The organism is Klebsiella sp. S69, assembly GCF_016516145.1.
Taxonomy (GTDB): domain Bacteria; phylum Pseudomonadota; class Gammaproteobacteria; order Enterobacterales; family Enterobacteriaceae; genus Klebsiella; species Klebsiella oxytoca.
In genome coordinates this window covers 1-25474 of sequence record NZ_JACVUU010000035.1, presented here as the reverse complement: position 1 = coordinate 25474, position 25474 = coordinate 1, and the positions used below count along the sequence as shown (strand labels likewise).

Here is a 25474-nt window from a genome sequence, read left to right as displayed (position 1 = left end):
GAATGAGTGATGCGAAAGATTCGTTTTCCCGATTTAGACATTACCGGGATGTGGGTGCTGGCCGTGGGCGTATTTTTCCACCTCATCGCCCGGCTCGTCAGAAAGCAGCCTGAGCTGGCCGTGCAGGCCGGAGAAATCTTCGGGCTGGGCATGGTGGTGTTCGGCGGATACCGCATTCTCAACGCCCTCATTGCAGAAGCCGAAAAGGAGGAGAAGGCCCGTGAAAAACAGCCTGAAGAACACAACTAAAACAGCCGCAACGGTGACCCTGCTCCTGGCCCTTTCCGGCATGGCGCAGGCGGGCACACTCGATGAGGTGAGGTCGCTCTGGGACCCGCAGGGTATCTCCGGCGCTTCATCTGCCTCCCGGCAGGATGGCGCTCCGCGCGCGGTGACGCCGGTTTCTCAGCCCCGCTGGTTCCGTCTCAGCAACGGCAGGCAGGTGGACCTTCGGGACTGGAAAGTGGTGTTGTTCATGCAGGGAAAGTGTCCGTACTGCCATAAGTTTGACCCGGTCCTGAAGCAGCTGGCCGGGCAGTACGGTTTCTCTGTCTTCCCTTACACCATTGACGGGCAGGGCGATGAGGCCTTTCCCGAGGCGCTCCCGGTACCGCCTGAGGTGATGCAGACCTTTTTTCCGAACATCCCGGTGGCCACGCCGACCACGTTTCTGGTCAACGTGAACACGCTGGCCGCTTACCCGGTTCTGCAGGGTGCCACAGATGCGCAGGGTTTTATGGCGCGAGTGGATACGGTATTTCAGATGATGGGGGCGACCGGGAATGGGCAACATTAAAAGGGCCGCGCTGGCGGGCGGTTTTTTGTTGGGGTTGTCTCTCCCGGCAGCCGCCGATGTGAACGGCGATATGAATAACTTCTTCAACAAGCTGGGGTTCGCGTCCAATACCAGCCAGCCGCAGGTCTGGCAGGGGCAGGCAGCGGGCTATGCCTCCGGCGGTTCGCTGTATGCCAGAACGCAGGTGAAAACCATCCAGCTGGTCAGCATGACCCTGCCGGATATTAACGCCGGCTGCGGCGGCATCGATGCCTACCTGGGCTCATTCAGCTTCATTAACAGCGAGCAGCTGCAGCGCTTCGGCAAACAAATCATGTCCAACGCGGCGGGCTACTTCTTTGACCTTGCCCTGCAGACCACGGTACCCGAAATCAAAACGGCCAAAGACTTCCTGCAGAAGATGGCCAGCGACATTAACAGCATGAACCTCAGTTCGTGCCAGGCCGCGCAGGGCATTGTTGGCGGCCTGTTCCCCCGCACCCAGGTGGCGCAGCAGAAGGTCTGCCAGGACATTGCCGGCGAGAGCAATATCTTTGCCGACTGGGCGGCATCGCGTCAGGGCTGTTCGGTTGGCGGGCAGATGGGCAAGGTGCAGGATAAAGCCAGCGATAAGGACAAGGAGCGCGTCATGAAGAACATCAACATCATGTGGAACGCCCTGTCCAAAAACCGGCTTTTTGACGGCAATAAGGAGCTGAAAGAGTTTGTGATGACGCTGACCGGGACGCTGATTTTTGGTGAGAACAGTGAGATTACGCCGCTGCCGGCACGCACCACAGACCAGGACCTGATTAAAGCCATGATGGAAGGGGGGACGGCTAAAATCTACCACTGCAACGATTCAGAGAAGTGCCTGAAGGTGGTGGCAGACGCGACGGTCACCATAGCCGCAAACAAGGCGCTGAAAAACCAGATTTCTGCTCTCCTGAGCAGTATTCAGAATAAGGCCGTTGCAGACCAGCCGCTCACAGAAATGGAAAAAGGCTTTATCAGCAGCACGACCATCCCGGTATTCAAATATCTTGTCGACCCGCAGATGCTCGGTGTGTCTAATACGCTCATCTACCAGCTGACGGACTATATCGGCTACGACATTCTGCTGCAGTACATTCAGGAGCTCATCCAGCAGGCCCGGGCGATGGTCTCAACCGGTAACTACCCGCAGTCGACAATGGATTTAATTCTGGAAAACCTGAATCAGGCGAGTGTGCAGATTGCTGCCTTTCAGTCCCGTGTCCAGGTTCAGCAGGACGCGTTGCTGGTTGTTGACCGGCAGATGAGCTATATGCGTCAGCAGGTGTCCGCCCGCATGATGACCCGCTACCAGAACAACTACCATTTCGGAGGGAGCCTCTGATGACGCCACTTGAAATCTACACCATCGCCGGCGGCGACTGGCTGCGGGGTAATCTCAATGCCATCGCGGCGTTCATGGGGACCGCCACCTGGTCGTCCATTGAGAAAATGTGCATCGCGTTTTCGGTGCTGATTGTGGCCGTCAGCTGGGTGAAAAAACACAACATCATGGACCTTGTCGGTTGGGTGTTTTCCCTGACCCTGGTTTCGATGCTGGTTGTCGTCCGTACACCTGTACAGATAATCGACTACAGCAACGTGGCGCAGGTCTACAAAGTGGATAACGTCCCGGTTGGCCTGGCCATTCCGGCGTCGCTGATCACCCGTGTGGGTAATGCCCTGGTACAGAGCTACGAGATGATTTTCTCCCTGCCCGACAGTGTCACCTACAGTAAGACCGGGATGCTGTTTGGCGGAAACCTGGTGGCGAAAAGCACCGATTTTGTTTCGCAGAACCCCGAAATCACCACCCTGTTCTCCGACTATGTCCAGAACTGCGTGATGGGCGATATCTTTCTCAATGGCAAATACACCCTTGAGGAGCTGATGAACTCGTCCGATCCGTACACACTGGTGTTTTCTAATCCCAGCCCACTGAGAGGGGTATTCGATAAAAACAACAAGTTCCAGACCTGTCTGGAGGCTTCACGTGATTTGAAGTCAGCGTTAGCACTTGACTCTCAGACCGGCGGGAAAACCTGGAGTTATTATGTGCGCCAGATGTTTGGCGGCAAACCGAATCCGGACCTGCTGTTCAGCCAGATGATAGGCGACAGTTATAGCTACTTCTACAGTTCAGGCCAGAGTGCCGGGCAGATTATCCGTCAGAACGTCACCATGAATGCGCTTCGCAACGGTATCCAGAGCTACGCGTCCCGCAGCGGCGACACGGCAAGTCTTGTGAACATCGCCAACACCACGTCACTGGAAAAGCAGCGTCTGGCACAGGCCACGATGGGGCATCAGGCATTGCGCTCTCTGCCGATGATGCAGACGGTGATCATGGGTATCATGATTGGGTTGTTCCCCATACTGGTTATGAGCGCGATGTTCAACTTGATGACGCTGCAGGTGATAAAGGGCTACGCGTTTGCCCTGATATGGCTGCAGTCCTGGCCGCTGGTCTACTCGATCCTGAACAGCGCGATGGCCTACTACGCAAAACAGAACGGTGTCCCGGTGGTACTTTCAGAGCTCTCTCAGGTCCAGCTGAAGAACTCAGATATTGCGACCACGGCGGGGTATATCTCGATGATGATACCGCCACTCACCTGGTATATGGTCAAGAACATCGGTGCCGGCTTCTCCAGCGCTTACAGCCACTTTGCCTCGTCCGGACTCAGCTCGACGTCGCAGGCCGCATCCGGTGTCGTCGATGGCAACTACTCCTTCGCCAATATGCAGATGGAGAACGTCAGCGGCTACAACTGGGGCACCAACAGCACGACCAGCTTCGGGCAGATGTCGCGGCAGCTGGGGAACGGGGCAATGAGCACGCAGACCAGGGATGGCTCAATGGTCTGGGACAGTGGTGGTGCAATGTCAAAACTGCCAGTGGATATCAACGTCGGTCGGCAGATAGCCAGTGCGCAGCAGCAGATGGCCAGAGAGTCGGATGTGCAGGCTGAAAGTGCGCTTCATGGCTATAACAGCAGCGTGACAAGTGCCTGGAACAGCCTGCAGCAGTTCGGCACAAATAAAGGGAACAGCGCGTCGACAACAACCGGGGCCGATAATACTGAGTCGTCGCAGGATTCAATGGCCAGAAGCAAGATGTGGAATGCCGTTGTTTCAAATGCTAAAGCCAATAACATCAGCAACGAGCAATCCTTCCAGAATCTTATGGATGAAAATACGAGAGGTTCGGTCAATGGTGAAATTTATGGCAGCGCTAAAGTAAGTGGTGGATTTGAAGTTTTCGGTACCGGAGGACGAGCGGAAGCCGGTGGAAAAATTTCAATAAATGGTACTGCTAGTTCTGGTTCAACAGATTCGGTTGGACAATCAGGCCGTAAATCAGAAGACAGTCGTCATGATATAAGTAGTCAGGCAGCTAAAGACTTTAAAGAAGGATCAGATTACTTTACCAGTCGAAAAAATTCCACATCAGGCAATATTACGGATAATAATGCCAGTTCACGTGTTGACCAGTTTGCAGCATCACTCTCAAGTGCTAAAAACAGCTATGACCAGTATACGAATAGCCGGACACGCAGTCATGAATACAGTGAAATGGCTTCACGGACAGAGAGCATGAGCGGCCAGATGAGTGAAAATCTGACTCAGCAGTTTGCTAACTTTGTCCAGCAACGTTCACCGCAGAATGCAGAATCCATACTGACCAACACAAGTTCGCCAGAAGTTGCTGCGCAACGTGAAGCCCTAGCGCGTGAGTTCGTCAAAGCTCAGGTTGAGCCTAAGATTGATGGTGCTTACCAACAAGGGCGAGAGTCCATTGGCCAGAACATGTCTGGTGTATCAGGTGGTGGTGATCGTGGTACGGTAATGAACGACTACGGACATAATGCTGGTAGCATTGATACCATGACTCGGGATGCTGGAATTAAAGATAATGTTGGTCAGTCAGTTGATACAATGCTGTCTAAAAATAAACAGGCGCACCGAGAAAGCCAACAGGGAATTCAGCAGCAGGGTGGTGAAGTGAAGAAACAACAGAGCGATCTGGAAAATCACCACAAAACAGCAGGAAATAAATTTGAAAGTGAATATAATGTCAGAAGGGAACATCAAGAGTTAATTCCCGGGGCTGATTCCCGAGATGAGTTGACGAAAAAGGCTCTCGATTTCCAGGAGAAGCATAAGCGTTAAGAATATATGTTCTAGGGAGGGGTATGAAAAATATGTTTATGTCGATGATGGTATGCCTTTCTTGTTTATCACATGGTTACCTCCTGATTATTACTATTTTCCTCACTGCTTTATCTGTAATTTGGTTTGGGATTTTTGAATATGTAAAGTTTGTTGTTAAGAGGAAAGTGAAATACCCTCCATTTTGTAGTAATAATTTAAAGTACATGAGCTTTGTGCTCCTTTTTGCTCTGATACATCCTGCTCTGTGTTTAATGTTTGTATTTTTCTTTCATCCTTTCTATCTAAGCAGAAGCCTGCGGTTGGCTTCTCAAACGAACCTAATCTCTGTAAGGAATAGTCGTATTAACCCACGCCGTTACGGTAATGACTCTTCGTTTGCTCAGGTAGAACCGTTTGTAGCAAGTAGCAAAGTTATCAGTAGTAATCCATCGTATTGCTTAAACGAATTTTCAGATTCTCTAAGCTATATGGGTCAAGAGGATTTTTCTATTAGTAATACTTCCGGTTCAGGATGCGAAATTCATATGCCCAGCGTTCCAGATTTTAATGGCAGCATTTCTGATGTGAATCCTGCAAGTGGACTGCCAATGATTAGCGACGTAGATGTTTGCGGAAACTCCTATGGTATAAACAGCCATGCAGATTATTGAGTGAGTGATTTTATTAAAAAAGAAAATTTTGATGCAGGGAGATATCGAAATGAAAAAATACAATATTTTGATCGGTGGGATTTTTCTTTTTACGCTATTTAATGCATGGTCAAACGATGACTATTATAGCAAGATTAAGAAAGATGCAATTGCAGGCGATGCACAAGCACAGTTCAAAATAGGCAGAATGTATATGATAGTGTCCGGGGATTATGAAAAAGCTTTTTACTGGTTAGGTAAAGCTGCAAAGCAAGGCAACGCTGAGGCGCAGGCAGATATAGGCTCTTTCTATTATTACGGGACAGGTGTCAAGAAAAACCGAAAAAAAGCTGAAGAGTGGTTAGTTAAAGCCTCGCGTAATGGTGAACCAAGGGCGCAAAATGATTTGGCGATATTATATTCGGAGTCAGAGTCTCGAGATGCACGCTGTGATAGGATATGGGAACTTTTATCCTCGTCAGCAGCCAAAGGTTATGATATGGCATATCTTAATATTGGTAATTACTACTTACGTGGAGTGTGTGTAGAGCGTAGCATGAGTAAGGCGGTAGACTGGTGGGAAAAAGCAGCTGATAAGGGAAATGGCCAAGCTGAGTTCAACCTATATGTTTCATACTCTAATGGTAGCGGTGTATCTATGAATCAGCATACCGGCTATGTATATCTGAAAAAATCATGTGAGCACGGATATAAAAAAGCTTGTGATTTAATCAATGAATAGATATGTGCTTCGATAATAATACCTGCCATATTTAAAATGGCGGGTTCCTCTTTGTGTTTTTTTCTGTTTTTACTCAAACGGTGAGTAGGTGCGCAATTTACTTGTGCGCCTGTGAGGCGTTGCCGCCATCGGCGGAATGTTTTAATGATGTAATCACCTTCTGTCGGATATTTTCCTGATATCCGGCATTTCTTCCTCAATGGTTTACTGACGGATTATTGCCATGAGCTTCAATGCCAAAGATATGACGCAGGGCGGTCAGATTGCCAATATGCGCTTTCGCATGTTTGGCCAGATTGCCAATATTATATTTTACGTGCTGTTTATTTTATTCTGGGCGTTATGTGGACTGATGCTGATGTACCGGCTCAGCTGGCAGACCTTTGTGAACGGCTGCGTGTACTGGTGGTGTACGACGCTCGGTCCCATGCGCGATATTATCCGCTCCCAGCCCGTCTACACCATTCAGTATTACGGCCAGTCGCTGGAATATACCTCAGAACAAATCCTGGCCGATAAATACACTATCTGGTGCGGTGAGCAGCTGTGGACCAGTTTTGTTTTCGCCGCCGTGGTTTCTCTCGTCATCTGTATCGTGACGTTCTTTGTTGCCAGCTGGGTACTGGGCCGCCAGGGGAAACAGCAGAGCGAGGATGAGAATACTGGCGGGCGCCAGTTGTCCGACAAACCGAAAGAAGTGGCCCGCCAGATGAAGCGTGATGGTATGGCCTCGGACATTAAAATTGGCGACCTGCCGATACTGCTGAACTCCGAAATCCAGAACTTCTGTCTCCACGGGACCGTGGGCTCCGGTAAATCCGAAGTGATACGCCGTCTCCTGAACTACGTCCGCGCCCGGGGCGATATGGCCATCATCTACGACCGCTCCTGTGAGTTTGTCAAAAGCTATTACGATCCGTCGCTCGATAAAATCCTCAACCCACTGGACTCGCGCTGTGCGGCCTGGGATTTGTGGAAAGAGTGCCTGACGCTGCCGGACTTCGATAACGTCTCCAATACCCTTATCCCGATGGGGACCAAAGAGGACCCGTTCTGGCAGGGCTCAGGGCGCACGATTTTTGCCGAGGGCGCGTATCTGATGCGAGAAGACAAGGACCGCAGCTACGAGAAGCTGGTCGACACCATGCTCTCCATCAAAATCGACAAGCTGCGCGCCTATCTGCAGAACACACCGGCGGCGAACCTGGTGGAAGAAAAAATTGAGAAAACCGCTATCAGTATCCGTGCGGTGCTGACCAACTACGTCAAGGCCATCCGCTACCTGCAGGGCATTGAGAAGAATGGCGAGCCGTTCACTATCCGGGACTGGATGCGCGGTGTGCGTGAGGACCAGCCAAATGGCTGGCTGTTCATCTCCTCTAATGCGGATACGCATGCTTCCCTGAAGCCGGTTATCTCGATGTGGCTGTCGATTGCCATCCGGGGTCTGCTGGCGATGGGGGAGAACCGCAACCGGCGCGTGTGGATTTTTGCCGATGAGCTGCCCACGCTGCACAAGCTGCCGGACCTGGTCGAAATCCTGCCGGAAGCCCGTAAGTTCGGCGGCTGCTATGTGTTCGGTATTCAGTCCTATGCCCAGTTAGAAGATATCTACGGTGTGAAACCCGCCGCCACACTCTTTGACGTGATGAACACCCGGGCCTTCTTTCGCTCTCCCAGCCGGGAAATAGCGGAGTTTGCCGCCGGTGAGATTGGCGAGAAAGAAATTCTCAAGGCCAGCGAACAGTACTCCTACGGTGCAGACCCTGTGCGTGACGGGGTGTCGACCGGGAAAGAAAAAGAGCGTGAAACGCTGGTCAGCTATTCCGATATTCAGACACTCCCGGATCTGTCCTGTTACGTCACGCTGCCCGGACCGTACCCGGCCGTGAAGCTGGCCCTGAAGTACAAACCGCGCCCGAAAATTGCCGAGGGATTTATTCAGCGCACTCTCGATACGCGGGTGGATGCACGGCTTAGTGCTCTGCTGGAAGCGCGTGAGGCTGAAGGCAGTCTGGCACGGGCGCTTTTCACGCCGGATGCGCCGGAGCCTGAACAGAGTGATGCAGACAGCAGGACATCGCCCGGACAGCCAGAGCCGGAAAACGCCCCGGTCTCACCTGCACCCGTGAAGTCCGCGTCGACAGCTGAAACGCTGGCCGCACCGCCATCCGTTAAGGCGTCAGAAGCGCCACAGGCTACAGTCACGACCGTGCCGTTAACCCGCCCGGCACCGGCAGCTACTACTACTGCTGCTTCCAGCGCGACGGCGTCCTCTGTCGCTGCGACGGCGGCCACGACCGGCGGCACAGAACAGGAGCTGGCGCAACAGCCCGCAGATACGGGACAGGAGGTGATGCCGGCTGGCATGAATGAGGACGGTGAAATCGAAGACATGCAGGCGTATGACACCTGGCTGGCTGATGAGCAGACGCAGCGCGAGATGCAGCGGCGTGAAGAGGTCAACATTAACCATAGCCACCGCCGAGATGAGCAGGATGATATTGAGATTGGGGGGAATTTCTGATGCTCAGTTTCAGCCAAGTGAAATCGGCTGGCAGTGCCGGTAACTACTACACAGAGAAAGACAATTATTACGTCACCGGCAGTATGGAAGAGCGCTGGCAGGGCAAAGGCGCGGAAGCGCTGGGACTGGAAGGAAAGGTGGACAAACAGGTCTTCACGGAACTGCTGCAGGGAAAACTCCCCGACGGCAGCGACCTTACCCGGATGCAGGACGGCGTCAACAAGCACCGTCCCGGTTATGATCTGACCTTTTCGGCGCCCAAAAGTGTCTCGATGCTGGCCATGCTGGGTGGCGATAAGCGCCTGATTGACGCGCATAACCGTGCGGTGACGGTGGCGCTGAATCAGGTGGAGTCTCTGGCCGGCACGCGGGTGCAGAAAGACGGCGTATCTGAAACGGTTCTGACCGGGAATCTGATTATCGCCCGGTTTAACCACGATACATCGCGTGCTCAGGAGCCTCAGATACATACGCACAGCGTGGTCATTAACGCCACTCAGAACGGCGATAAATGGCAGACGCTGGCCAGCGATACCGTCGGTAAAACCGGGTTTTCCGAAAATCTGCTGGCTAACCGCATCGCGCTTGGAAAGATATACCAGAGCGCTCTCAGGGCCGATATTGAGTCTATGGGGTATAAGACAGTCGACGCGGGCAAGCACGGCATGTGGGAGATGAAGGACGTGCCGGTAGAGGCGTTTTCCACGCGCAGCCAGGAGCTCAGGGAGGCGGCAGGACCCGATGCGTCCCTGAAGTCCCGGGATGTGGCCGCGCTCGATACCCGCAAGTCGAAGGAAGCCATCGATCCGGCAGAGAAGATGGTGGAGTGGATGAACACGCTGAAGGAGACCGGCTTCGACATCCGTGGCTACCGTGAGGCTGCTGACGCACATGCAGCAGAGCTGGCCCGCGCACCCGCAGCGCCGGTGAAAACCGACGGGCCGGATATCGCGGACGTGGTGACCCGGGCCATTGCCGGCCTCAGCGACCGTAAGGTGCAGTTTACCTATGCCGATGTGCTGGCGCGCACGGTTGGTCAGCTGGAGGCAAAACCCGGCGTCTTTGAACTTGCGCGGACGGGCATCGATGCGGCGATTGAACGGGAGCAGCTTATCCCGCTCGACCGGGAGAAAGGCCTCTTCACCTCAAACATTCACGTCCTCGATGAGCTCTCCGTGAAGGCGCTCAGCCAGGAGGTGCAGCGCCAGAACCACGTCTCCGTCACGCCGGATGCCGGTGTGGTGCGCGAAAAAACCTTCAGCGATGCGGTCAGCGTCCTGGCGCAGGACCGTCCGGCGATGGGGATTGTCGCCGGTCAGGGCGGCGCGGCAGGCCAGCGGGAGCGGGTTGCTGAACTGACACTGATGACCCGGGAACAGGGACGCGACGTGCATATCCTCGCTGCCGATAATCGCTCCCGGGAGTTTCTTGCCGGGGATGCGCGGCTGGCCGGAGAAACCGTCACAGGCAAATCTGCCCTGCAGGACGGGACGGCGTTTATCCCGGGCGGGACCTTAATTGTCGACCAGGCGGAGAAGCTGAGCCTGAAGGAGACGATTTCCCTGCTCGATGGCGCCATGCGCCATAACGTGCAGGTCCTGCTCTCCGACAGCGGCAAGCGCAGCGGAACCGGGAGCGCGCTGACAGTCCTGAAAGACAGCGGCGTGAACACCTACCGGTGGCAGGGCGGAAAGCAGGCGACGGCAGACATCATCAGCGAGCCGGACAAGAGTGCGCGCTACAGCCGGCTGGCACAGGAGTTTGCCGCAAGCGTGCGTGAAGGGCAGGAGAGCGTGGCGCAAATCAGCGGCACGCGTGAGCAGAATGTCCTGAATAACGTTATCCGCGACACCCTCAAAAATGAGGGGGCGCTCGGCAGCCGGGACATGATGGTGGCCGCGCTGACGCCGGTCTGGCTGGACAGCAAGAACCGGGGCGTGCGGGACTACTACCGCGAAGGGATGGTCATGGAGCGGTGGGACCCGGAGACCCGGAAGCATGACCGCTTTGTCATTGACCGTGTGACGGCCAGCAGCAACATGCTGACCCTGAAAGACCGCGAGGGGGAGCGTCTGGACCTGAAAGTCTCCGCCGTCGACAGCCAGTGGACGCTGTTTCGCACGGATAAGCTGCCGGTGGCAGAGGGCGAACGTCTGGCGGTGCTCGGGAAAATCCCCGACACGCGCCTGAAGGGCGGGGATAGCGTCACGGTGCTGAAAGCGGAGGCCGGGCAGCTGACGGTTCAGCGGCCGGGGCAGAAAACCACCCAGTCGCTTTCTGTCGGCAGCAGTCCGTTCGACGGGATTAAGGTCGGCCACGGCTGGGTGGAGAGTCCCGGCCGGTCGGTCAGCGAAACGGCGACCGTCTTTGCCTCGGTGACACAACGTGAGCTGGATAACGCCACGCTGAACCAGCTGGCGCAGAGCGGGAGCCATATCCGGCTGTACTCCGCGCAGGACGCGGCCCGCACCACAGAGAAACTGGCGCGGCACACCGCGTTCAGCGTGGTCTCAGAGCAGCTGAAGGTCCGCTCGGGAGAAGCAGACCTGGAGGCGGCCATCGCACAGCAGAAAGCCGGACTGCATACCCCGGCAGAGCAGGCGATTCACCTTTCCGTGCCGCTGCTGGAGAGCAACAGCCTGACCTTTACCCGCCCGCAGTTGCTGGCCACGGCGCTGGAAACCGGCGGCAAAGTCCCGATGAAGGACATAGAGGCAACCATTCAGGCGCAGATTAAGGCCGGGAGTCTGCTGAATGTGCCGGTGGCCTCCGGACACGGCAATGACCTGCTGATTTCCCGCCAGACCTGGGATGCGGAGAAAAGCGTCCTGACGCGGGTGCTGGAAGGTAAGGGTGCGATGACGCCGCTGATGGACCGGGTGCCGGGTAGCCTCATGACAGACCTGACCGCCGGTCAGCGCGCGTCGACCCGGATGATACTCGAGACCCCGGACCGGTTTACGGTGGTCCAGGGGTATGCCGGGGTGGGGAAAACCACGCAATTCAAATCCGTCATGAGCGCCATCAGCCTGCTGCCGGAAGAGGCCCGCCCGCGCGTCATCGGTCTGGGACCGACACACCGCGCCGTGGGCGAGATGCAGAGCGCCGGCGTCGACGCGCAGACGACCGCCTCATTCCTGCATGACACGCAGCTGCTGCAGCGCAACGGCCAGACGCCGGATTTCAGCAACACGCTGTTCCTGCTCGATGAGAGCTCGATGGTCGGGCTGGCAGACACCGCGAAAGCACTCTCCCTGATTGCAGCCGGAGGAGGTCGCGCTGTACTCAGCGGCGATACCGACCAGTTGCAGTCCATTGCGCCGGGCCAGCCGTTCCGTCTGATGCAGCAGCGCAGCGCGGCTGATGTGGCCATCATGAAAGAAATCGTGCGCCAGGTGCCTGAGCTGAGACCGGCGGTCTACAGCCTTATTGACCGGGATATCAGCCGTGCGCTGTCCACTATTGAACAGGTCACGCCGGAGCAGGTGCCGAGAAAAGAAGGCGCCTGGGTGCCGGGCAGTTCTGTGGTGGAATTCACGCCGGCGCAGGAAAAGGCGATACAAAAGGCGCTGAGCGAGGGGAAAACTCTGCCGGCAGGTCAGCCCGCGACGCTCTACGAGGCGCTGGTGAAGGACTATACCGGACGGACCCCGGAGGCACAGTCGCAGACGCTGGTGATCACCCATCTGAATAAGGACCGGCGGGCGCTGAACAGTCTGATCCATGATGCACGGCGGGAGAACGGGGAAACCGGAAAAGAGGAAATCACCCTGCCGGTGCTGGTCACGAGTAATATACGTGACGGTGAACTGCGCAAATTGTCGACCTGGACGGCTCACAAGGAGGCGGTTGCGCTGGTTGATAACGCATACCACCGTATCAGCAAAGTGGATAAGGATAATCAGTTGATCACCCTGACAGACAGTGAAGGAAAGGAGAGATTTATCTCACCCCGGGAGGCATCGTCAGAGGGCGTCACGCTCTATCGTCAGGAAAAGATCACCGTGTCTCAGGGGGACCGAATGCGGTTCAGCAAAAGTGACCCGGAACGGGGGTATGTTGCGAACAGCGTGTGGGAGGTGAAAGCGGTCTCGGGTGACAGTGTCACGCTGTCTGACGGTAAAACCACCCGCACGCTGAACCCTAAGGTGGAGCAAGCCCAGCAGCATATCGACCTCGCTTACGCCATCACCGCCCACGGCGCCCAGGGGGCCAGCGAACGGTATGCCATCGCGCTGGAGGGCGTGGCCGGTGCTCGGGAACAGATGGCCAGCTTCGAGTCTGCCTATGTGGGATTATCCCGCATGAAACAGCATGTTCAGGTCTATACCGACAGCCGTAAGGGCTGGATAAAGGCTATCCAGAACTCACCTGAGAAAGCGACGGCGCATGATATTCTGGAACCCCGTAACGACCGGGCGGTGAGGAATGCCGGTCAGCTCTATGGCCGTGCACAGCCGCTGGATGAAACCGCAGCAGGCCGGGCCGCCCTGCAACAGTCCGGCCTGGCCAGAGGCCGCTCTCCGGGTAAATTCATCTCACCCGGTAAAAAATATCCGCAGCCACATGTGGCCCTGCCGGCATTCGATAAAAACGGCAAAGCCGCCGGTATCTGGCTCAGTCCGCTGACGGACAGGGACGGGCGGCTGGAGGCTATCGGGGGCGAGGGGCGGATTATGGGAGACGAAACGGCCCGGTTTGTGGCGCTGCAGAACAGCCGCAACGGCGAAAGTCTGCTGGCCGGGAATATGGGCGAAGGCGTCAGAATAGCCCGCGACAACCCCGACAGCGGGGTGATAGTACGCCTTGCCGGCGACGACCGGCCCTGGAACCCGGAGGCCATCACCGGTGGGCGGGTCTGGGCTGACCCCCTGCCGAATACACCGCTCCCTGATACCGGTACTGACATCCCGCTCCCGCCAGAGGTTCTGGCACAGCGGGCCGCAGAAGAGGCGCAGCGCCGGGAGATGGAAAAACAGGCGGAACAGACTGCCCGGGAAGTGGCCGGGGAGGAGAAGAGAGCGGGCGAGCCGGGCGAGCGGATAAAAGAGGTTATCGGGGACGTGATTCGCGGCCTGGAGCGTGACCGCCCGGGCGAAGAGAAAACGCTGCTGCCGGATGACCCGCAGACCCGGCGCCAGGAGGCCGCGATACAACAGGTCGCCTCAGAGAGTCTGCAGCGCGAGCGCCTGCAGCAGATGGAGCGGGACATGGTGCGCGACCTGAACCGCGAGAAGACCCTCGGGGGTGACTGACGCACCCGCGACTTCTGTCAGGCACAGCAATATCAGGGATAAATAGGGAAATCACGATGACATCACACGTAATACGCGTCAGCGCCGCAGACCGCTGGCTTAAGGCGCTGCTGACCTGGACGCCCGGGCAGACGGATATGATTAAAACGGTGGCCCTGCTTCTGATGGTCACTGACCACACCGGCCTGTTGCTGGCAGATAACAACGAGCTTATGCGTCTCCTGGGCCGGGGCTGCTTTCCGCTGTTCGGTCTGGTCTGGGGGATGAATCTGGCCCGGCACGCGGATATCCGCCAGTCGCAGCTGAACAGCCTCTGGGGCTGGGCGCTGGTCGCCCAGGTACCGTTCATGCTTATCGGGTATCCGTGGTACACGGGTAATATCCTGTTTGCCTTTGCCGTCACCGGTCAGGCGCTACGGTGGTTCAGCCTGCCGTTCTGGCGTTACACCTTCGCCGCCATGGCCATCGTTGCCGCCTGGATACCGTTCTCCTGTGGCAGTTACGGCATGGCGGGAGTGGGCATGCTCACCGCCAGCTGGCTGCTCTGCCGCGCACAACATGTGACGGAACGGCTGGGGTACGGTGCGCTGTGGGCCATCATGGTGTTACTGATGAATATGAATGAGGTGAGTGAGTCACTGGCCGGGCTGGCCATCGCGATTCTCGTATTAATGGTGTGCTCATCGGTCGGAGGGGAGATTAAACGGTTCTGGCCACGGCATTTCTTTGTGATGTTCTATGCGGGTCACCTGGCGGTGCTGGGGATTGTCGTCTCGATGTAAAAAAAGACCCGGACGAGGCCGGGTGAAATTCTGTATGTGACTTCATTTTAATTATGGACATCAGGCCACCATCTCAGGGGTATGTTGACGCTAATGTTGGCGTACTTTATAACCTCATTTTAACCGTAAATAAAGTGCCGGAATATGACTGAAGAGAAGCGCCCTGTACTGAGCCTGAAACGAAAGCCTGCAGTGGAAAACACAGGAGCGAATGTCACAAACACGCAGGGTGTGGTTCGCCGCAAAAAAGTCGTGGTGGTCTCGACGCCGCCCGCCTGGAAGGTCAAAAAAGAGAAACTGGAGCAGGCGAAAAAGGCGGCTGAAGCCGCCGCACGCCAGGCTACGGCAGAACCGGTCAAAGCAGCAAAGGCTCCGCCTCCTGTGCGTTATCTTCAACTGCTGCCGCCGGAGCAGGCTATCATGACCCTGAAAGCGTTCTGGCCGCAGCTGTTTGACGGTAACGCCCCGCGTCTGCTGGCAACCGGGATGCGTGAACAGCTGTTTGCCGATATAGCGAGCCGCGACCTGCCGCTGTCGCATAAGCAGGTGATTAAGTGCCTGAAAAGCCTGACCCGGTCGGCGGGTTATCTGTCCCGGATGCGGGAAGGTGCCTCCCGCTATGACCTGCAGGGAAATGTTGTGGCCACCGTCACTGCTGAAGAGGCGAGATATGCCAGTGAGCGTATGGTCCGGGAGCTTCTGCGCGCAGAGCGGTTACGGAGCCAGTCAGATGGCTGAAAATAGCTGGAGAAAAGAGATGGAATTTGCAGCTCGAAAACGCAAGGCGCTGGCGATAATGGCCAGCCGTAAGATGTGGAAAAGTAATTACGCACCGCCTCTGATACGTCTGCTGTGGTGGCTGGGTGTAAAAATCCCCCCGTTGCCGTTTGCCCCGTTCTGGCAGGTTTTCAGATGGATGGGGGGCTTTTTTTCCATGTGGTACGGTCTGCTGATGTACCTTATGGTCTGGCGTGTGCAGGGAAGGAGTCCTCTGTTCGCTTGCGCAACCAGTCTTATTGCGGGCGTGTTATTTGGCTTGACGATGGCGCTGTTTCACTGGTGGCGGCGAAGGGCAAATAATTTACCCGACTGGAAAGACCTGTAACGGAATGAATATATACTGTCAGGGACGATTGCGCCTGTGCTGACAGTTTTATATTCTTTTAGGTAAGTAAATTAGTAAATTTATTGCGCAGCCATTATATATGGCCGTGCTGTGATGGTTATTATTCATTTCTGAAAGATACACTCAATGTGTTGTTATTCTTTTCCCTCCGGGAAATCATATTTTAAACGAGAAGGGTAAATAATGGTTAAAGATGAAATGACAGATGAGTCTGCTTTGCCCGAGTCTGAACAGGCGCGAAGAATGATAAGGCGTTCGGTACTGCGGATGGTGGGTTCGGGCCAGCTTCACTCCAGGGACGATGTGATTCGCTACATGATAAATGAGGGTGGCTTTGACATTGAGAGTGTGACCGACACCAGTGTGACGCTGTGTGCGCCGGATGAGCCGGAAGAGATGCTGACGCTGACGGGGTGGGTGTTTTCATCATCATTCAGACTGGCTGACTGCGTTTCTGATAATCCCTGTCCGGTTATGCACGACTGAAATCAGTACCCCGATTTATTTTTGGATATATATCTGAGTGCACTATTTAACTGATTTAAATCCCTTGCGTATATGGCTGCAAACAGTCTGCAAAATGTCATGTGTAATACTCGTGTGGGTTGATTTTAATATTTAAAAGGAATGCGAATATGTTTCGGTATTTTATTCTGCACACTGAGCAGCAGTTATTCTGTTATTTATACGGTATCGCGCTGGCGCTGGTTCTGATGCTCCTGTTTTCTCCTGTTACCCGGGTGAGTGGATTCTATCTGGTTGCGTTGTCTGTTGCGCTGTTCTGGGCCGGTCTGGCCCTGTACATCCGCCACACTGACCGGCTGAGAAAGCCGGAAGTTTCACCGCTGGTCAGTATCCGCGACGGTATTCAGGTGGTGGCCATGCTGCCGCGCCATGAAAAGGCCCGTCTGGAGTGGGAAATTCTGCAGGATGCTGACGTGTATCGCCGTCAGATGCTTGCCCTTCTGGACCTGGCTCAACGGTGCGTCAGCCGGGGGCTGATATACGCGCCGGCGGTGATGCTGGCTGGTCTGTGCTTTCTTGCCTGGGGATTTCCGCAGGATGCTGTTCGGGTCTTCAGCGCTCTGCGGGAAATGCCCGCCACAGAGCTTGTGCATCAGACTGGTTTTGTCCTGCGCTACGTCCTGCTGATTTCCGTCATGTCGGCTCTGATTGCCGATGTTCTGGCCGGGAGAGGATTGCCGAACGCCTTTCGCCGCGCATTGCTGGACAGGCTGCCGGCAGAGGCAAAGGAATAAACAGCATGGCGAAAATACTAATGATGGCAGGCAGTACCATTGTTGTGCTGAGTCTGCTGGGGTTTCTGGTTTTGCTTCTGAAAGGACGGGCCGTAACGAAGACATCTCCGGTCCTGATGTCACTGAAAGCCCAGGGGATTCGCCCCTCAGAGGCCGAACAGCGATTGTGTCGCCAGCGGATCTGGGTGGGAAACGACACGTTGATGACACCACGGGAACAACACTTTTACCGGGCACTGCTGAGGCATACCAGCCGTAAGCGCTGGCTGTTATGCCCGCAGGTCCGGGTGGCGGATATTGCCACACTCGCTCCCCACATCCGGCCACGTTCCCGGACCTGGTGGCAACTCTTCCGCATGGCGTCTCAGTGGCACTGCGACGTGGTCATCGTTGATATCCGCACCTTTGCTATCGTTGGCGCGATTGAACTTGATGAAGCCTCACATCTGAAAAAACAGCGTATCCGGCGCGACATCCTGCTGGAAGAGGTTCTGAGGCAGGCGCGTATCCCGCTGCTGCGCGACCGGGACTCAGAGAAACTGGTCAGGCGAGTCAGTGAGTTTCTGAAATACCGTGAAGCTGAAACCGACGAAATATCTGCATCCGACACAGCTTTACCGACAACACATACTGAATGCAGGGAGGAAGAAAAATGATTGTGCCCGTAGAGGTTGACCGCGATGCGCGGGGCTACTGGACACACCCGGCGTTAATCCGGAGTTGCTGCCAGACCACGCCACAGCTGATGTGGTGGCTGCGCGTCCAGAAGCTGGAGTGCTTCGTGATGAGTATGCGTGACGAGGCTACAGAGGCATTCTGTACCGGATGGGATGATGGCCCGCCTGACGCTTCATCATGGGAGCTGGTTCCTCCGCCCGGTAAGGGCTGGTTTCTCGGTTCAGTACATCCACGGGAGGAGGGGCCGGAGTGCTACTGGTTCCGTCATACCACAAAAGCCTGACGCCTCCGCAGGGCGTCGTTGTCCAACCCCTGGGGCGGGGAAAAGCCAGTTTCCCCCGCCCCCGGCGTTTCTGAACACATCCAGTGAAGGAAATTCTGTGAAAGTAAATCGTACTCTCCTCAGATGGTGTCTGCCCGGACTGGTCAGCCTGAGCCTGTGCGCACCCGTACCGGCCGTTTATGCCGCGAACATCGAGACCGGGTTTTCCCCGGAAGGAACGGGCCTGCAGCTGGTTCTGAAAACCATTACGACAGCAGAACAGGAAATCCGGCTGATGGGCTATTCCTTCACGTCTCCGGATGTGGCCGGCGCGCTGGTCAGAGCCAGGCAGCGGGGCGTGGATGTGAAAGTTGTTCTGGACCACAAAGCCAATACCGGCGAGCGCAACAAGGCCAGCCGGGCAGCCATGAATCTGCTGGTCAGCGCGGGTATTCCTGTCCGGACAGTGGATACCTACAAGATCCTCCACGACAAAGTGATCATCGCTGACGGGCGTAATACGGAGGTCGGTTCGTTCAACTTCAGTCGGGCTGCTGACCGTTCGAATTCAGAGAACGTGCTTGTCGTGTGGGATGACCCTACTTTAGCCCAACGCTATCTGCAGCACTGGTCATCCCGCTGGTCGAAGGGAACGGACTGGAAACAGACGTACTGATACCGCCTTAAACGATCCCCGGACGTAAACCGTGCGCCAACGCGGGTTACGTTCATAAAGTAAGTCGCTGATTCAAATATTCTGTAGTATTCTCTGCGAACGATCCTTTTTTAGATCCTTGAGGAGGCAGAGATGTCGCAGATTGATAATGCAGGAACTTCCTCATCGAAAATTAAGCGTCCCTATCGAAAGGGGGCTCCTGTACCCGCAAGAGAGCGCCAGCAAGCCTCTTTGGCTCGCAGAAGTTCGACGCATAAAGCATTTCATGCAGTGATACAAAGTTCTTTAAAGGACAAGCTCGTACAGTTTGCAGATGAAGAAGGTATCACTCAGGCTCAAATGTTAGAAAAGCTCATTGAGCTTGAAGATGAACGAAGGAAATTAGAATCGTAAATATTTACATTCTTGAACCTTCGACGCGTGAGTGCTAGATTACTGATCGTTTAACAAATTTTGATGGCTGGCCACGCTGTAAGGTGGCAGGGAACTGGTTCTGATAAGGTGTCTACCCGGGACCAGAAAAGAGAAAACCCACTAATCTCATGAAACTTGGCGGAATCGTAGATTAAGTGGGTTGTCATTTAAACTGTATAGAAGCTGTTGCTCTATGCAGGGAGTATAGTTTTATGCTCAGAAAAGTTCAATACTTGTTTCTGTGCCATTTGCTCCTTCCGTGCAACATAAGTGCGGGAAGGTGTGACTGACGTTCAGACCCTGTTCACCCATTACCGGCAGGTCAAAAACCCGAATCCGGTGTTCACGCCGCGTGAAGGCAAGAAAACGCTGCCGTTCTGTCGTAAGCTGATGGCGAAAGCCGAAGGCTTCACGTCCCGTTTTGATTTTTCCGTCCATGTGGCGTTCGTGCGTTCGCTGGGTAAGCGCCATCGTATGCCCCCGCTGCTGCGCCGGCGTGCCATTGATGCGCTGCTGCAGGGACTGTGCTTCCACTATGACCCGCTGGCCAACCGTGTGCAGCGCTCCATCACCAATCTGGCCATTGAGTGCGGTCTGGCCACGGAATCGAAAACCGGCAATCTGTCCATCACCCGCGCCACGCGGGCGCTGAAATTTATGGCGGAGCTGGGGCTGATTACGTACCAGACCGAATATGACCCGCAGATTGGCTGCAACATCCCGACCGATATCACCTTCACGCCTGCACTGTTCTCCGCGCTCGACGTCTCTGACGTGGCTGTTGTGGCTGCGCGTCGCAGCCGCGTGGAGTGGGAAAATCAGCAGCGCCAGAAGCAGAGGCTGAAGCCGCTGGAGATGGACGAGCTGATAGCGAAGGCCTGGCGGTTTGTGCGCGAACGGTTCCGCAGCTACCAGTCCGAACGTAAACAATATGGCCTGAAACGCGCCCGTGCGCGCCGTGACGCGGACAGAACCCGTCAGGACATTGTGACCCTGGTGAAGCAGCAGCTGACGCGTGAGTACGCCACCGGGCGCTTTACCGGGGGGCTCGATGCCATGAAGCGCGAGCTGGAGCGTCGCGTGAAAGAGCGCATGCTGATGTCGCGGGGGAACAACTACACGCGGCTGGCCACCGTCCCCATATAACCTTCCTTCCCGAAAAAATCCGGCCGGCGCCGGAGGCTTTCGCACGTCCGCAGTCCGTCACTGATTGTTATCTGAGCACCTGTTCCCTTTCGCCCGGCAGAATCCCGGTCTTCCCTGCGCAAATATGGCCAGAAAATTTATCACCGGCGTCACTTTTGGTCGCTGAATTCAGTTATCCACCAATAACTGCAAGGGACTTTTCCATAAGGTTACAACCGTAATGCTTACAGAGCGCCTGTCGGTGAAGTTTCAAAGTGCGTGGTTCCCTTTAAACACCTGCTCTGTACTTCTTTTAAATACATAATCTTTATCTCTTATAAATACATAACCTGTTCATCGCCTGGCCTGTGGACAGGCTCATGAAAATGACCGCCCTTGCAGCGGACTGACGTCCGCGCCGGTTCGGAAACACCATAAAAGTACCTCCCGCCGCTTAACGGCGGGCATGTGAGCAAGACAGAAATATTAGTTACATCATCCGGGCGAATCCCCTGAGAACCACGTCAGAGCTGTCCTCAGCACTTCACAAGCCACTTAAGCCACAGCAGAGACCTCACCTGTCACCACCGGAGAACGCTAACGCTTCAGCAGCACCCGTGCCCACCTGACCGCCACTGAAAAGCGCCGCCCCACCCCGGCGTCAGCCGGGGTAATGCATCGCTGTTAATGACGGATGTTGTAACTAGATTTCGTGGTGGCTGTGGGTTATGTGGCTTTGGGTTTTTGTGTACACGCTCGTAAGCGGCCCTCACGGCCCGCTAACGCGGAGATACGCCCCGACTGCGACTCTCGCCTTGTCGTGACCACTCCGACCGCGCACAGCAGCTTCTGTAGCGTTTTTAGCGGGGTTGTTTTGGGCTTAGCAGGGTGGGGGATTATTACGGCTAAAGCCGTAATGCTTTTTTCGTCCTCGCTTCGCTGCGGGGGTCTCCGGCGCTTTGCGCCTCCCATGCGCTGACGCGCATCTAAAAACCGACATCATTCAGGCCGCAAACAAGAATGCATCTCATCTGTTGACACATGGGCGGGTCCGGAGTAGGGTATATTTTATACTGTATGTATATACAGTGCTTCTCTTTTTTTACTTCATCCAATAAAAGGAATTCACCATGGCTGAACAGAAGAAAAATGCCCTCATACTCAATGGCATCAACGACGACATCACCGAATTAAAATCCCTCACCACCCTGCGCAAACGGGTGGTCAGTGACGGAGAAATTGTTTCAAAAGGCGTCAACGGATTCCGGCTGGCTGGCGCGAATACCGGTGTCATTCTTCGCAATGATGGTAAGAACTTTAACTTCCTGACAACCGCAGACGGTCAGGCCCGCGACGGGGCATTCAACACCCTGCGGCCTTTCGCTTTCAGCTTAACTACAGGCCGGGTTTCCCTGCGCAACGGCGTCGATATCTCCGGCGGAGCGCTGGTCTCACACAATGCCGGTATCACCGCACAGACCACCGGTCCGGACCCGCTCATTAAGGGGCAGGAATATAACGCCCCGGAAATTGCCACGCAGTTCACCACCGGCAAAAAAACGGTCAGAATGCTCATGGGGGCCAGGGTGAACGCCGCGCGTGAGGATTTCGGGCTGCTTTCCTACCGGGACTGGCAGGGGAACTGGAATGAACTGCGGCTTCGCTCCGGCGCCACGCTCGATGCCGGACAGTATGTTAAACGTAATCCCGATGGCTGGTATAAGGCGCAGGGTAATCGTCCGGTTGATAACAACAAAGCCAATAAAACTAACGGACTCTGGCTTCAGGGCGCGGGCAATCTATCCGCTGACTTCTATCACTATGAGCGTATCGGACAGCATCACTTCCTCGGCCTGCATGTGGCCAACGGCGGCGCTCAGGGCTGGTATGAGTTCCGCAACGACGGGCATGCCTACACCAACGGTGCCTGGAACAGCAGCTCTGACGCCCGCATGAAAACGGACATCGAAAAAATTGATAATGCGCTGGACAGACTGGACAGCATCGGCGGCTACACCTACCTCAAGCAGGGCGTACCGGAAGCCGGGGTGATTGCCCAGGAAGTGGAGCAGGTGCTGCCTCAGTCGGTCACACAGACTGAACTGATACTCAATGACGGCAGCGTGCTGCCGGATGCACGCAGTATCAATATCAACGGCGTGGTGGCCCTGCTGGTTGAAGCGCTGAAAGAAGAGCGTCAGGCCCGTCTGGAAGACCAGGCGCAGCTGCGGAAAGAGCAGGAAGCCCGGCAGGAGCTTGAACAACGCCTGGCCGCACTGGAGCGCCGGAACGGGCAGGAGGCCGGATTATGACAGATAATCAACAACGCCGGTTTTCTGCGGTGGATGTTCCCTCAGAGGGTTCAGAGGGAGCGGTCCGCCGGAAACGCAGTGCCTCAGGTCAGCCGGTCCCGGTCACCCCTGCCCCGCCGGGAATGGTTTCCCTTGGCGTGAACGCTGACGGCGAGGAGGTGATGACCGTGGTGGGTGGCGACGGGGGAACCAGTCTGTCGGGGGGACCGGCGAATATTATGCCAGGCAGCGGCAGCGTACAGGCTGACCTGGGTAAAAAAACGCCTTCCAGACTCCAGGCCGAAAGCTCTGCGGCCATTCATGCCACGGCAAAATGGACAACCGAAAATCTGAAAAAAACGCAGGCGGCACAGGCGGAACGGGTCCGGGCGACCATGGCGGCGCAGCAGGCGGCAAAGGCATCACAGGATAAACTCACACAGAAGCTCAAAGATGTGACCAATGCGGCCATTCAGAAGGGCAGAGAAGGACCGAGTGTCACGGACCTTGCCCATCAGAACAATATGGAGATGGAAGCGTTCGCTCAGATGGTCGCACAGAATGAGGCCATAAAAAGGGCAGAAAAAGAAGCCAGAAAGGCAGAAGAAGCTTATCAGGCTGCCCTGCGGGCGCAGGAAGAAGCGCAGCGCCAGCAGGCTGAAACCGAGCGGAAACTGAAGGAGGCCAGGGAGCGTGAAGCCGCCGCTAAAGCGAAGGCCGATGCGGACAGACTGGCAGCAGAGAAAGCTGACGCTGAGGCCAGAGCAAAAGCAGAAGCGGAGCGCCGGAAGGCGGAAGAAGCCCGGAAAGCGCTGTTTGCAAAAGCAGGCGTTCAGGACACACCGGTTTACACGCAGGAGAGAGTGAAAGCCGCCACCGTTGCGATGATGGCTCCCGGCGCGGCACTGCTGAACCGCGCGCCGGGAATGATACAGTTGTCTGCTGTGGCCGCGCGGATTCAGGCAGCACTCCCCGGTCTGAGCGGCGTACTGACGGCCACCGCTGAATTCTCAGGCTGGATTTCCTCAGCCCTGTGGCGCGGTGTGGTGAGTGTGGCAGGAACGGCGACAGCCACGACAGCCGGTTCGATGGTCGCCGCGGCATCAGCGATATTTTTCTCGCCCCGCGCCGGTGGAGGCAGCGACAGGGTTCCCGGCCGGGATATTGAGATGATGGCCGCCCAGGCCAGCCTGTTCACAGCCATGAAGACGGAAATTAAGCCGGGGATGAAGACCGTTGACCTGCCTGTTCGGGGATTTATCACCACGGAGCCGGACGGACGACAGTCAGTGAAACTGGTCAGAACCGGAGCCGGTGGTGTGCCCGCCACGGTACCGGTGCTGAGCGCCGTGCGTGACAAGGTGACCGGGCTTGATAAAATCACGGTTCCGGCCGTGGCCGGTGCGCCGTCACGGACCATCCTGATTAACCCGGTCCCGGTCGGACCTGCGGCACCATCGCATACCGGAAACAGCACGCCAGTGCCGGTGACGCCGGTGCATACCGGGACGGAGGTGAAACAGGCGGACAGTATCGTCACCACCACCCTGCCGGTGGCTGATATTCCTGCGCTGCAGGATTTTATCTACTGGCAGCCGGATGCCACCGGCACTGGCGTGGAGCCGGTCTATGTGATGCTGCGTGAAGACCCTCGAGATCTGCCGGGAACAGTAACCGGTAAAGGACAGGGAACCGGCGAAAACTGGCTTAATGATGCAAACAAAGGGATTGGCGTACCGATCCCGGCGCGTATTGCAGACAAGCTGCGTGGGCGTGAGTTTGCAAGTTTTGATGAGTTCCGTAAAGCGTTGTGGACGGAAGTGGGTAACGATCCAGAATTGCTTAAGCAGTTTCAGGAAAGTAACAAACGTAACTTAATTAAAAGTTATTCTCCTTTCCCTATCCCATCTGAACAAGTTGGGGGGCGAATCCGATTCGAATTGCATCATATCAAACGCGTTACTGATGGTGGTGCTGTTTATGATATCGATAATATTAGGGTCGTTACACCTAAGCGCCATATTGAAATTCACAGAGGAAATATGTAAATGGAAAAGAAAGAGATTTCTGACTATACCGAGACTGAGTTTCTAGAGTTCGTCAGAAAAATTTGTAATGCCGATTTTGGAACAGAGGCTGAGCATACAAAGGCTGTTCTTGATTTTGACCGTTTAACCGAACATCCATACCGTAATGGACTTATTTATCACCCGAAAGATGGTCAGGATGACAGCCCTGAAGGTATCGTAAAAGAAGTCAAGGAATGGCGGGCTAAAAACGGCAAGCCGGGATTTAAAAAAGTGTAGTTTTTAATCAAATCTGTGTAGGGGTTCCGGCGTGGAACCCCTGTCCCACAAATGCGTCGGTATCCGTTGAAGACTATGATGAGACCCGCCAGCTGAATGCCGGCATTCTTACGGACACGAAATACTGTTAACCGGAACTCTCCATGCGCGTTGCCGAACATATCATCCTTGATGGTTAGGAAACTGAAATATGGTTTTAGAAATATCCTGACCATGAATGTTATCATCGGGAGCGTAGTGATGGCGGGGACTAATACCACTAATATCGATAAAATGCGCATTTCGTCGACTTTTTAACCTGAAACCCGTTTTTCAGACGCACTTATCCTGGCTCTGTCGCATTAAGAAGTCGTCAGATAACATGCTGTTTTTTTTGCTATGTTACCTGACTATGCAGCTGATCCGAAAAGCCTTCAAA

22 protein-coding genes are annotated in these 25474 nt (G+C 55.4%); all 22 read left to right on the top strand.

The genetic code is table 11. The annotated features are described in order from the left end of the window. The first annotated feature begins 9 nt into the window (after nt 1-9). The 22 genes from traQ to IAE27_RS26855 all read left to right on the top strand — a co-directional run bounded on the left by traQ (nt 10) and on the right by IAE27_RS26855 (nt 25056). On the top strand, nt 10-249 hold the full coding sequence (gene traQ, locus IAE27_RS26960) for a type-F conjugative transfer system pilin chaperone TraQ (RefSeq protein WP_040118489.1): 240 nt from the start codon (nt 10-12) through the stop codon (nt 247-249). Further along, complete coding sequence (gene trbB / locus IAE27_RS26955; protein WP_200093130.1) at nt 221-796, top strand: type-F conjugative transfer system pilin assembly thiol-disulfide isomerase TrbB; 576 nt, start codon at nt 221-223, stop codon at nt 794-796. Before traQ ends, trbB begins: the two co-directional genes overlap by 29 nt. Beyond that, nucleotides 783-2153 (top strand): conjugal transfer pilus assembly protein TraH, encoded by a 1371-nt coding sequence (gene traH / locus IAE27_RS26950; RefSeq protein ID WP_200093128.1) that lies wholly within the window; start codon nt 783-785, stop codon nt 2151-2153. Before trbB ends, traH begins: the two co-directional genes overlap by 14 nt. After that, the gene (gene traG / locus IAE27_RS26945) at nt 2153-4981 is read left to right on the top strand and encodes a conjugal transfer mating-pair stabilization protein TraG (protein ID WP_200093127.1); all 2829 of its coding nucleotides are present in this window, start codon (nt 2153-2155) and stop codon (nt 4979-4981) included. The genes traH and traG overlap by 1 nt, the downstream gene beginning before the upstream one ends. A gap of 23 nt (nt 4982-5004) precedes the next feature. After that, entirely contained in the window at nt 5005-5634 is a 630-nt protein-coding gene (locus IAE27_RS26940; RefSeq protein ID WP_200093124.1) for a hypothetical protein, read from the top strand. Nucleotides 5635-5638: 4 nt separating this feature from the next. Beyond that, entirely contained in the window at nt 5639-6355 is a 717-nt protein-coding gene (locus IAE27_RS26935; protein ID WP_320159735.1) for a tetratricopeptide repeat protein, read from the top strand. A 223-nt stretch (nt 6356-6578) separates the two neighbouring features. Then, nucleotides 6579-8882, top strand: coding sequence for a type IV conjugative transfer system coupling protein TraD (traD, locus tag IAE27_RS26930; protein ID WP_200093123.1), 2304 nt, complete (start codon nt 6579-6581; stop codon nt 8880-8882). Then, nucleotides 8882-14137 (top strand): conjugative transfer relaxase/helicase TraI, encoded by a 5256-nt coding sequence (gene traI / locus IAE27_RS26925; RefSeq protein WP_200093120.1) that lies wholly within the window; start codon nt 8882-8884, stop codon nt 14135-14137. Before traD ends, traI begins: the two co-directional genes overlap by 1 nt. Nucleotides 14138-14193: 56 nt before the next feature. Continuing rightward, a complete protein-coding gene (gene traX / locus IAE27_RS26920) occupies nt 14194-14919 on the top strand; it encodes a type-F conjugative transfer system pilin acetylase TraX (RefSeq protein WP_200093112.1) in 726 nt (241 codons plus the stop codon). Nucleotides 14920-15063: 144 nt separating this feature from the next. Further along, on the top strand, nt 15064-15657 hold the full coding sequence (locus IAE27_RS26915) for a fertility inhibition protein FinO (protein WP_200093108.1): 594 nt from the start codon (nt 15064-15066) through the stop codon (nt 15655-15657). 19 nt (nt 15658-15676) lie between these two features. Further along, nucleotides 15677-16024, top strand: a complete 348-nt coding sequence (locus tag IAE27_RS26910) for a DUF6404 family protein (RefSeq protein ID WP_200093206.1) — start codon at nt 15677-15679, stop codon at nt 16022-16024. 204 nt (nt 16025-16228) lie between these two features. Continuing rightward, nucleotides 16229-16531 carry a hypothetical protein gene (locus IAE27_RS26905; RefSeq protein ID WP_200093106.1) on the top strand — a complete coding sequence of 101 codons (303 nt, stop codon included), beginning with the start codon at nt 16229-16231 and terminating at the stop codon, nt 16529-16531. Between the two features lie 149 nt (nt 16532-16680). Beyond that, nucleotides 16681-17304: a hypothetical protein gene (locus tag IAE27_RS26900; RefSeq protein ID WP_200093105.1), complete on the top strand. Its 624-nt coding sequence runs from the start codon at nt 16681-16683 to the stop codon at nt 17302-17304. A 5-nt stretch (nt 17305-17309) separates the two neighbouring features. Continuing rightward, nucleotides 17310-17960, top strand: a complete 651-nt coding sequence (locus IAE27_RS26895) for a DUF2726 domain-containing protein (RefSeq protein WP_200093104.1) — start codon at nt 17310-17312, stop codon at nt 17958-17960. Then, nucleotides 17957-18265, top strand: a complete 309-nt coding sequence (locus IAE27_RS26890; RefSeq protein ID WP_200093103.1) for a hypothetical protein — start codon at nt 17957-17959, stop codon at nt 18263-18265. Before IAE27_RS26895 ends, IAE27_RS26890 begins: the two co-directional genes overlap by 4 nt. A 97-nt stretch (nt 18266-18362) precedes the next feature. Beyond that, nucleotides 18363-18920, top strand: a complete 558-nt coding sequence (locus IAE27_RS26885; protein WP_320159734.1) for a phospholipase D family protein — start codon at nt 18363-18365, stop codon at nt 18918-18920. A gap of 132 nt (nt 18921-19052) precedes the next feature. After that, nucleotides 19053-19313 (top strand): replication regulatory protein RepA, encoded by a 261-nt coding sequence (locus tag IAE27_RS26880; RefSeq protein ID WP_108703732.1) that lies wholly within the window; start codon nt 19053-19055, stop codon nt 19311-19313. A 233-nt stretch (nt 19314-19546) separates the two neighbouring features. After that, nucleotides 19547-19624: a RepA leader peptide Tap gene (tap, locus tag IAE27_RS26875; protein ID WP_020323529.1), complete on the top strand. Its 78-nt coding sequence runs from the start codon at nt 19547-19549 to the stop codon at nt 19622-19624. After that, the gene (gene repA, locus IAE27_RS26870; protein ID WP_200093102.1) at nt 19605-20480 is read left to right on the top strand and encodes an incFII family plasmid replication initiator RepA; all 876 of its coding nucleotides are present in this window, start codon (nt 19605-19607) and stop codon (nt 20478-20480) included. Before tap ends, repA begins: the two co-directional genes overlap by 20 nt. Nucleotides 20481-21589: 1109 nt before the next feature. After that, nucleotides 21590-22771, top strand: coding sequence for a tail fiber domain-containing protein (locus tag IAE27_RS26865; RefSeq protein WP_200093101.1), 1182 nt, complete (start codon nt 21590-21592; stop codon nt 22769-22771). Further along, entirely contained in the window at nt 22768-24798 is a 2031-nt protein-coding gene (locus IAE27_RS26860; protein ID WP_200093093.1) for an S-type pyocin domain-containing protein, read from the top strand. The genes IAE27_RS26865 and IAE27_RS26860 overlap by 4 nt, the downstream gene beginning before the upstream one ends. Beyond that, a complete protein-coding gene (locus IAE27_RS26855) occupies nt 24799-25056 on the top strand; it encodes a bacteriocin immunity protein (protein WP_200093091.1) in 258 nt (85 codons plus the stop codon). Nucleotides 25057-25474: the final 418 nt, after the last annotated feature.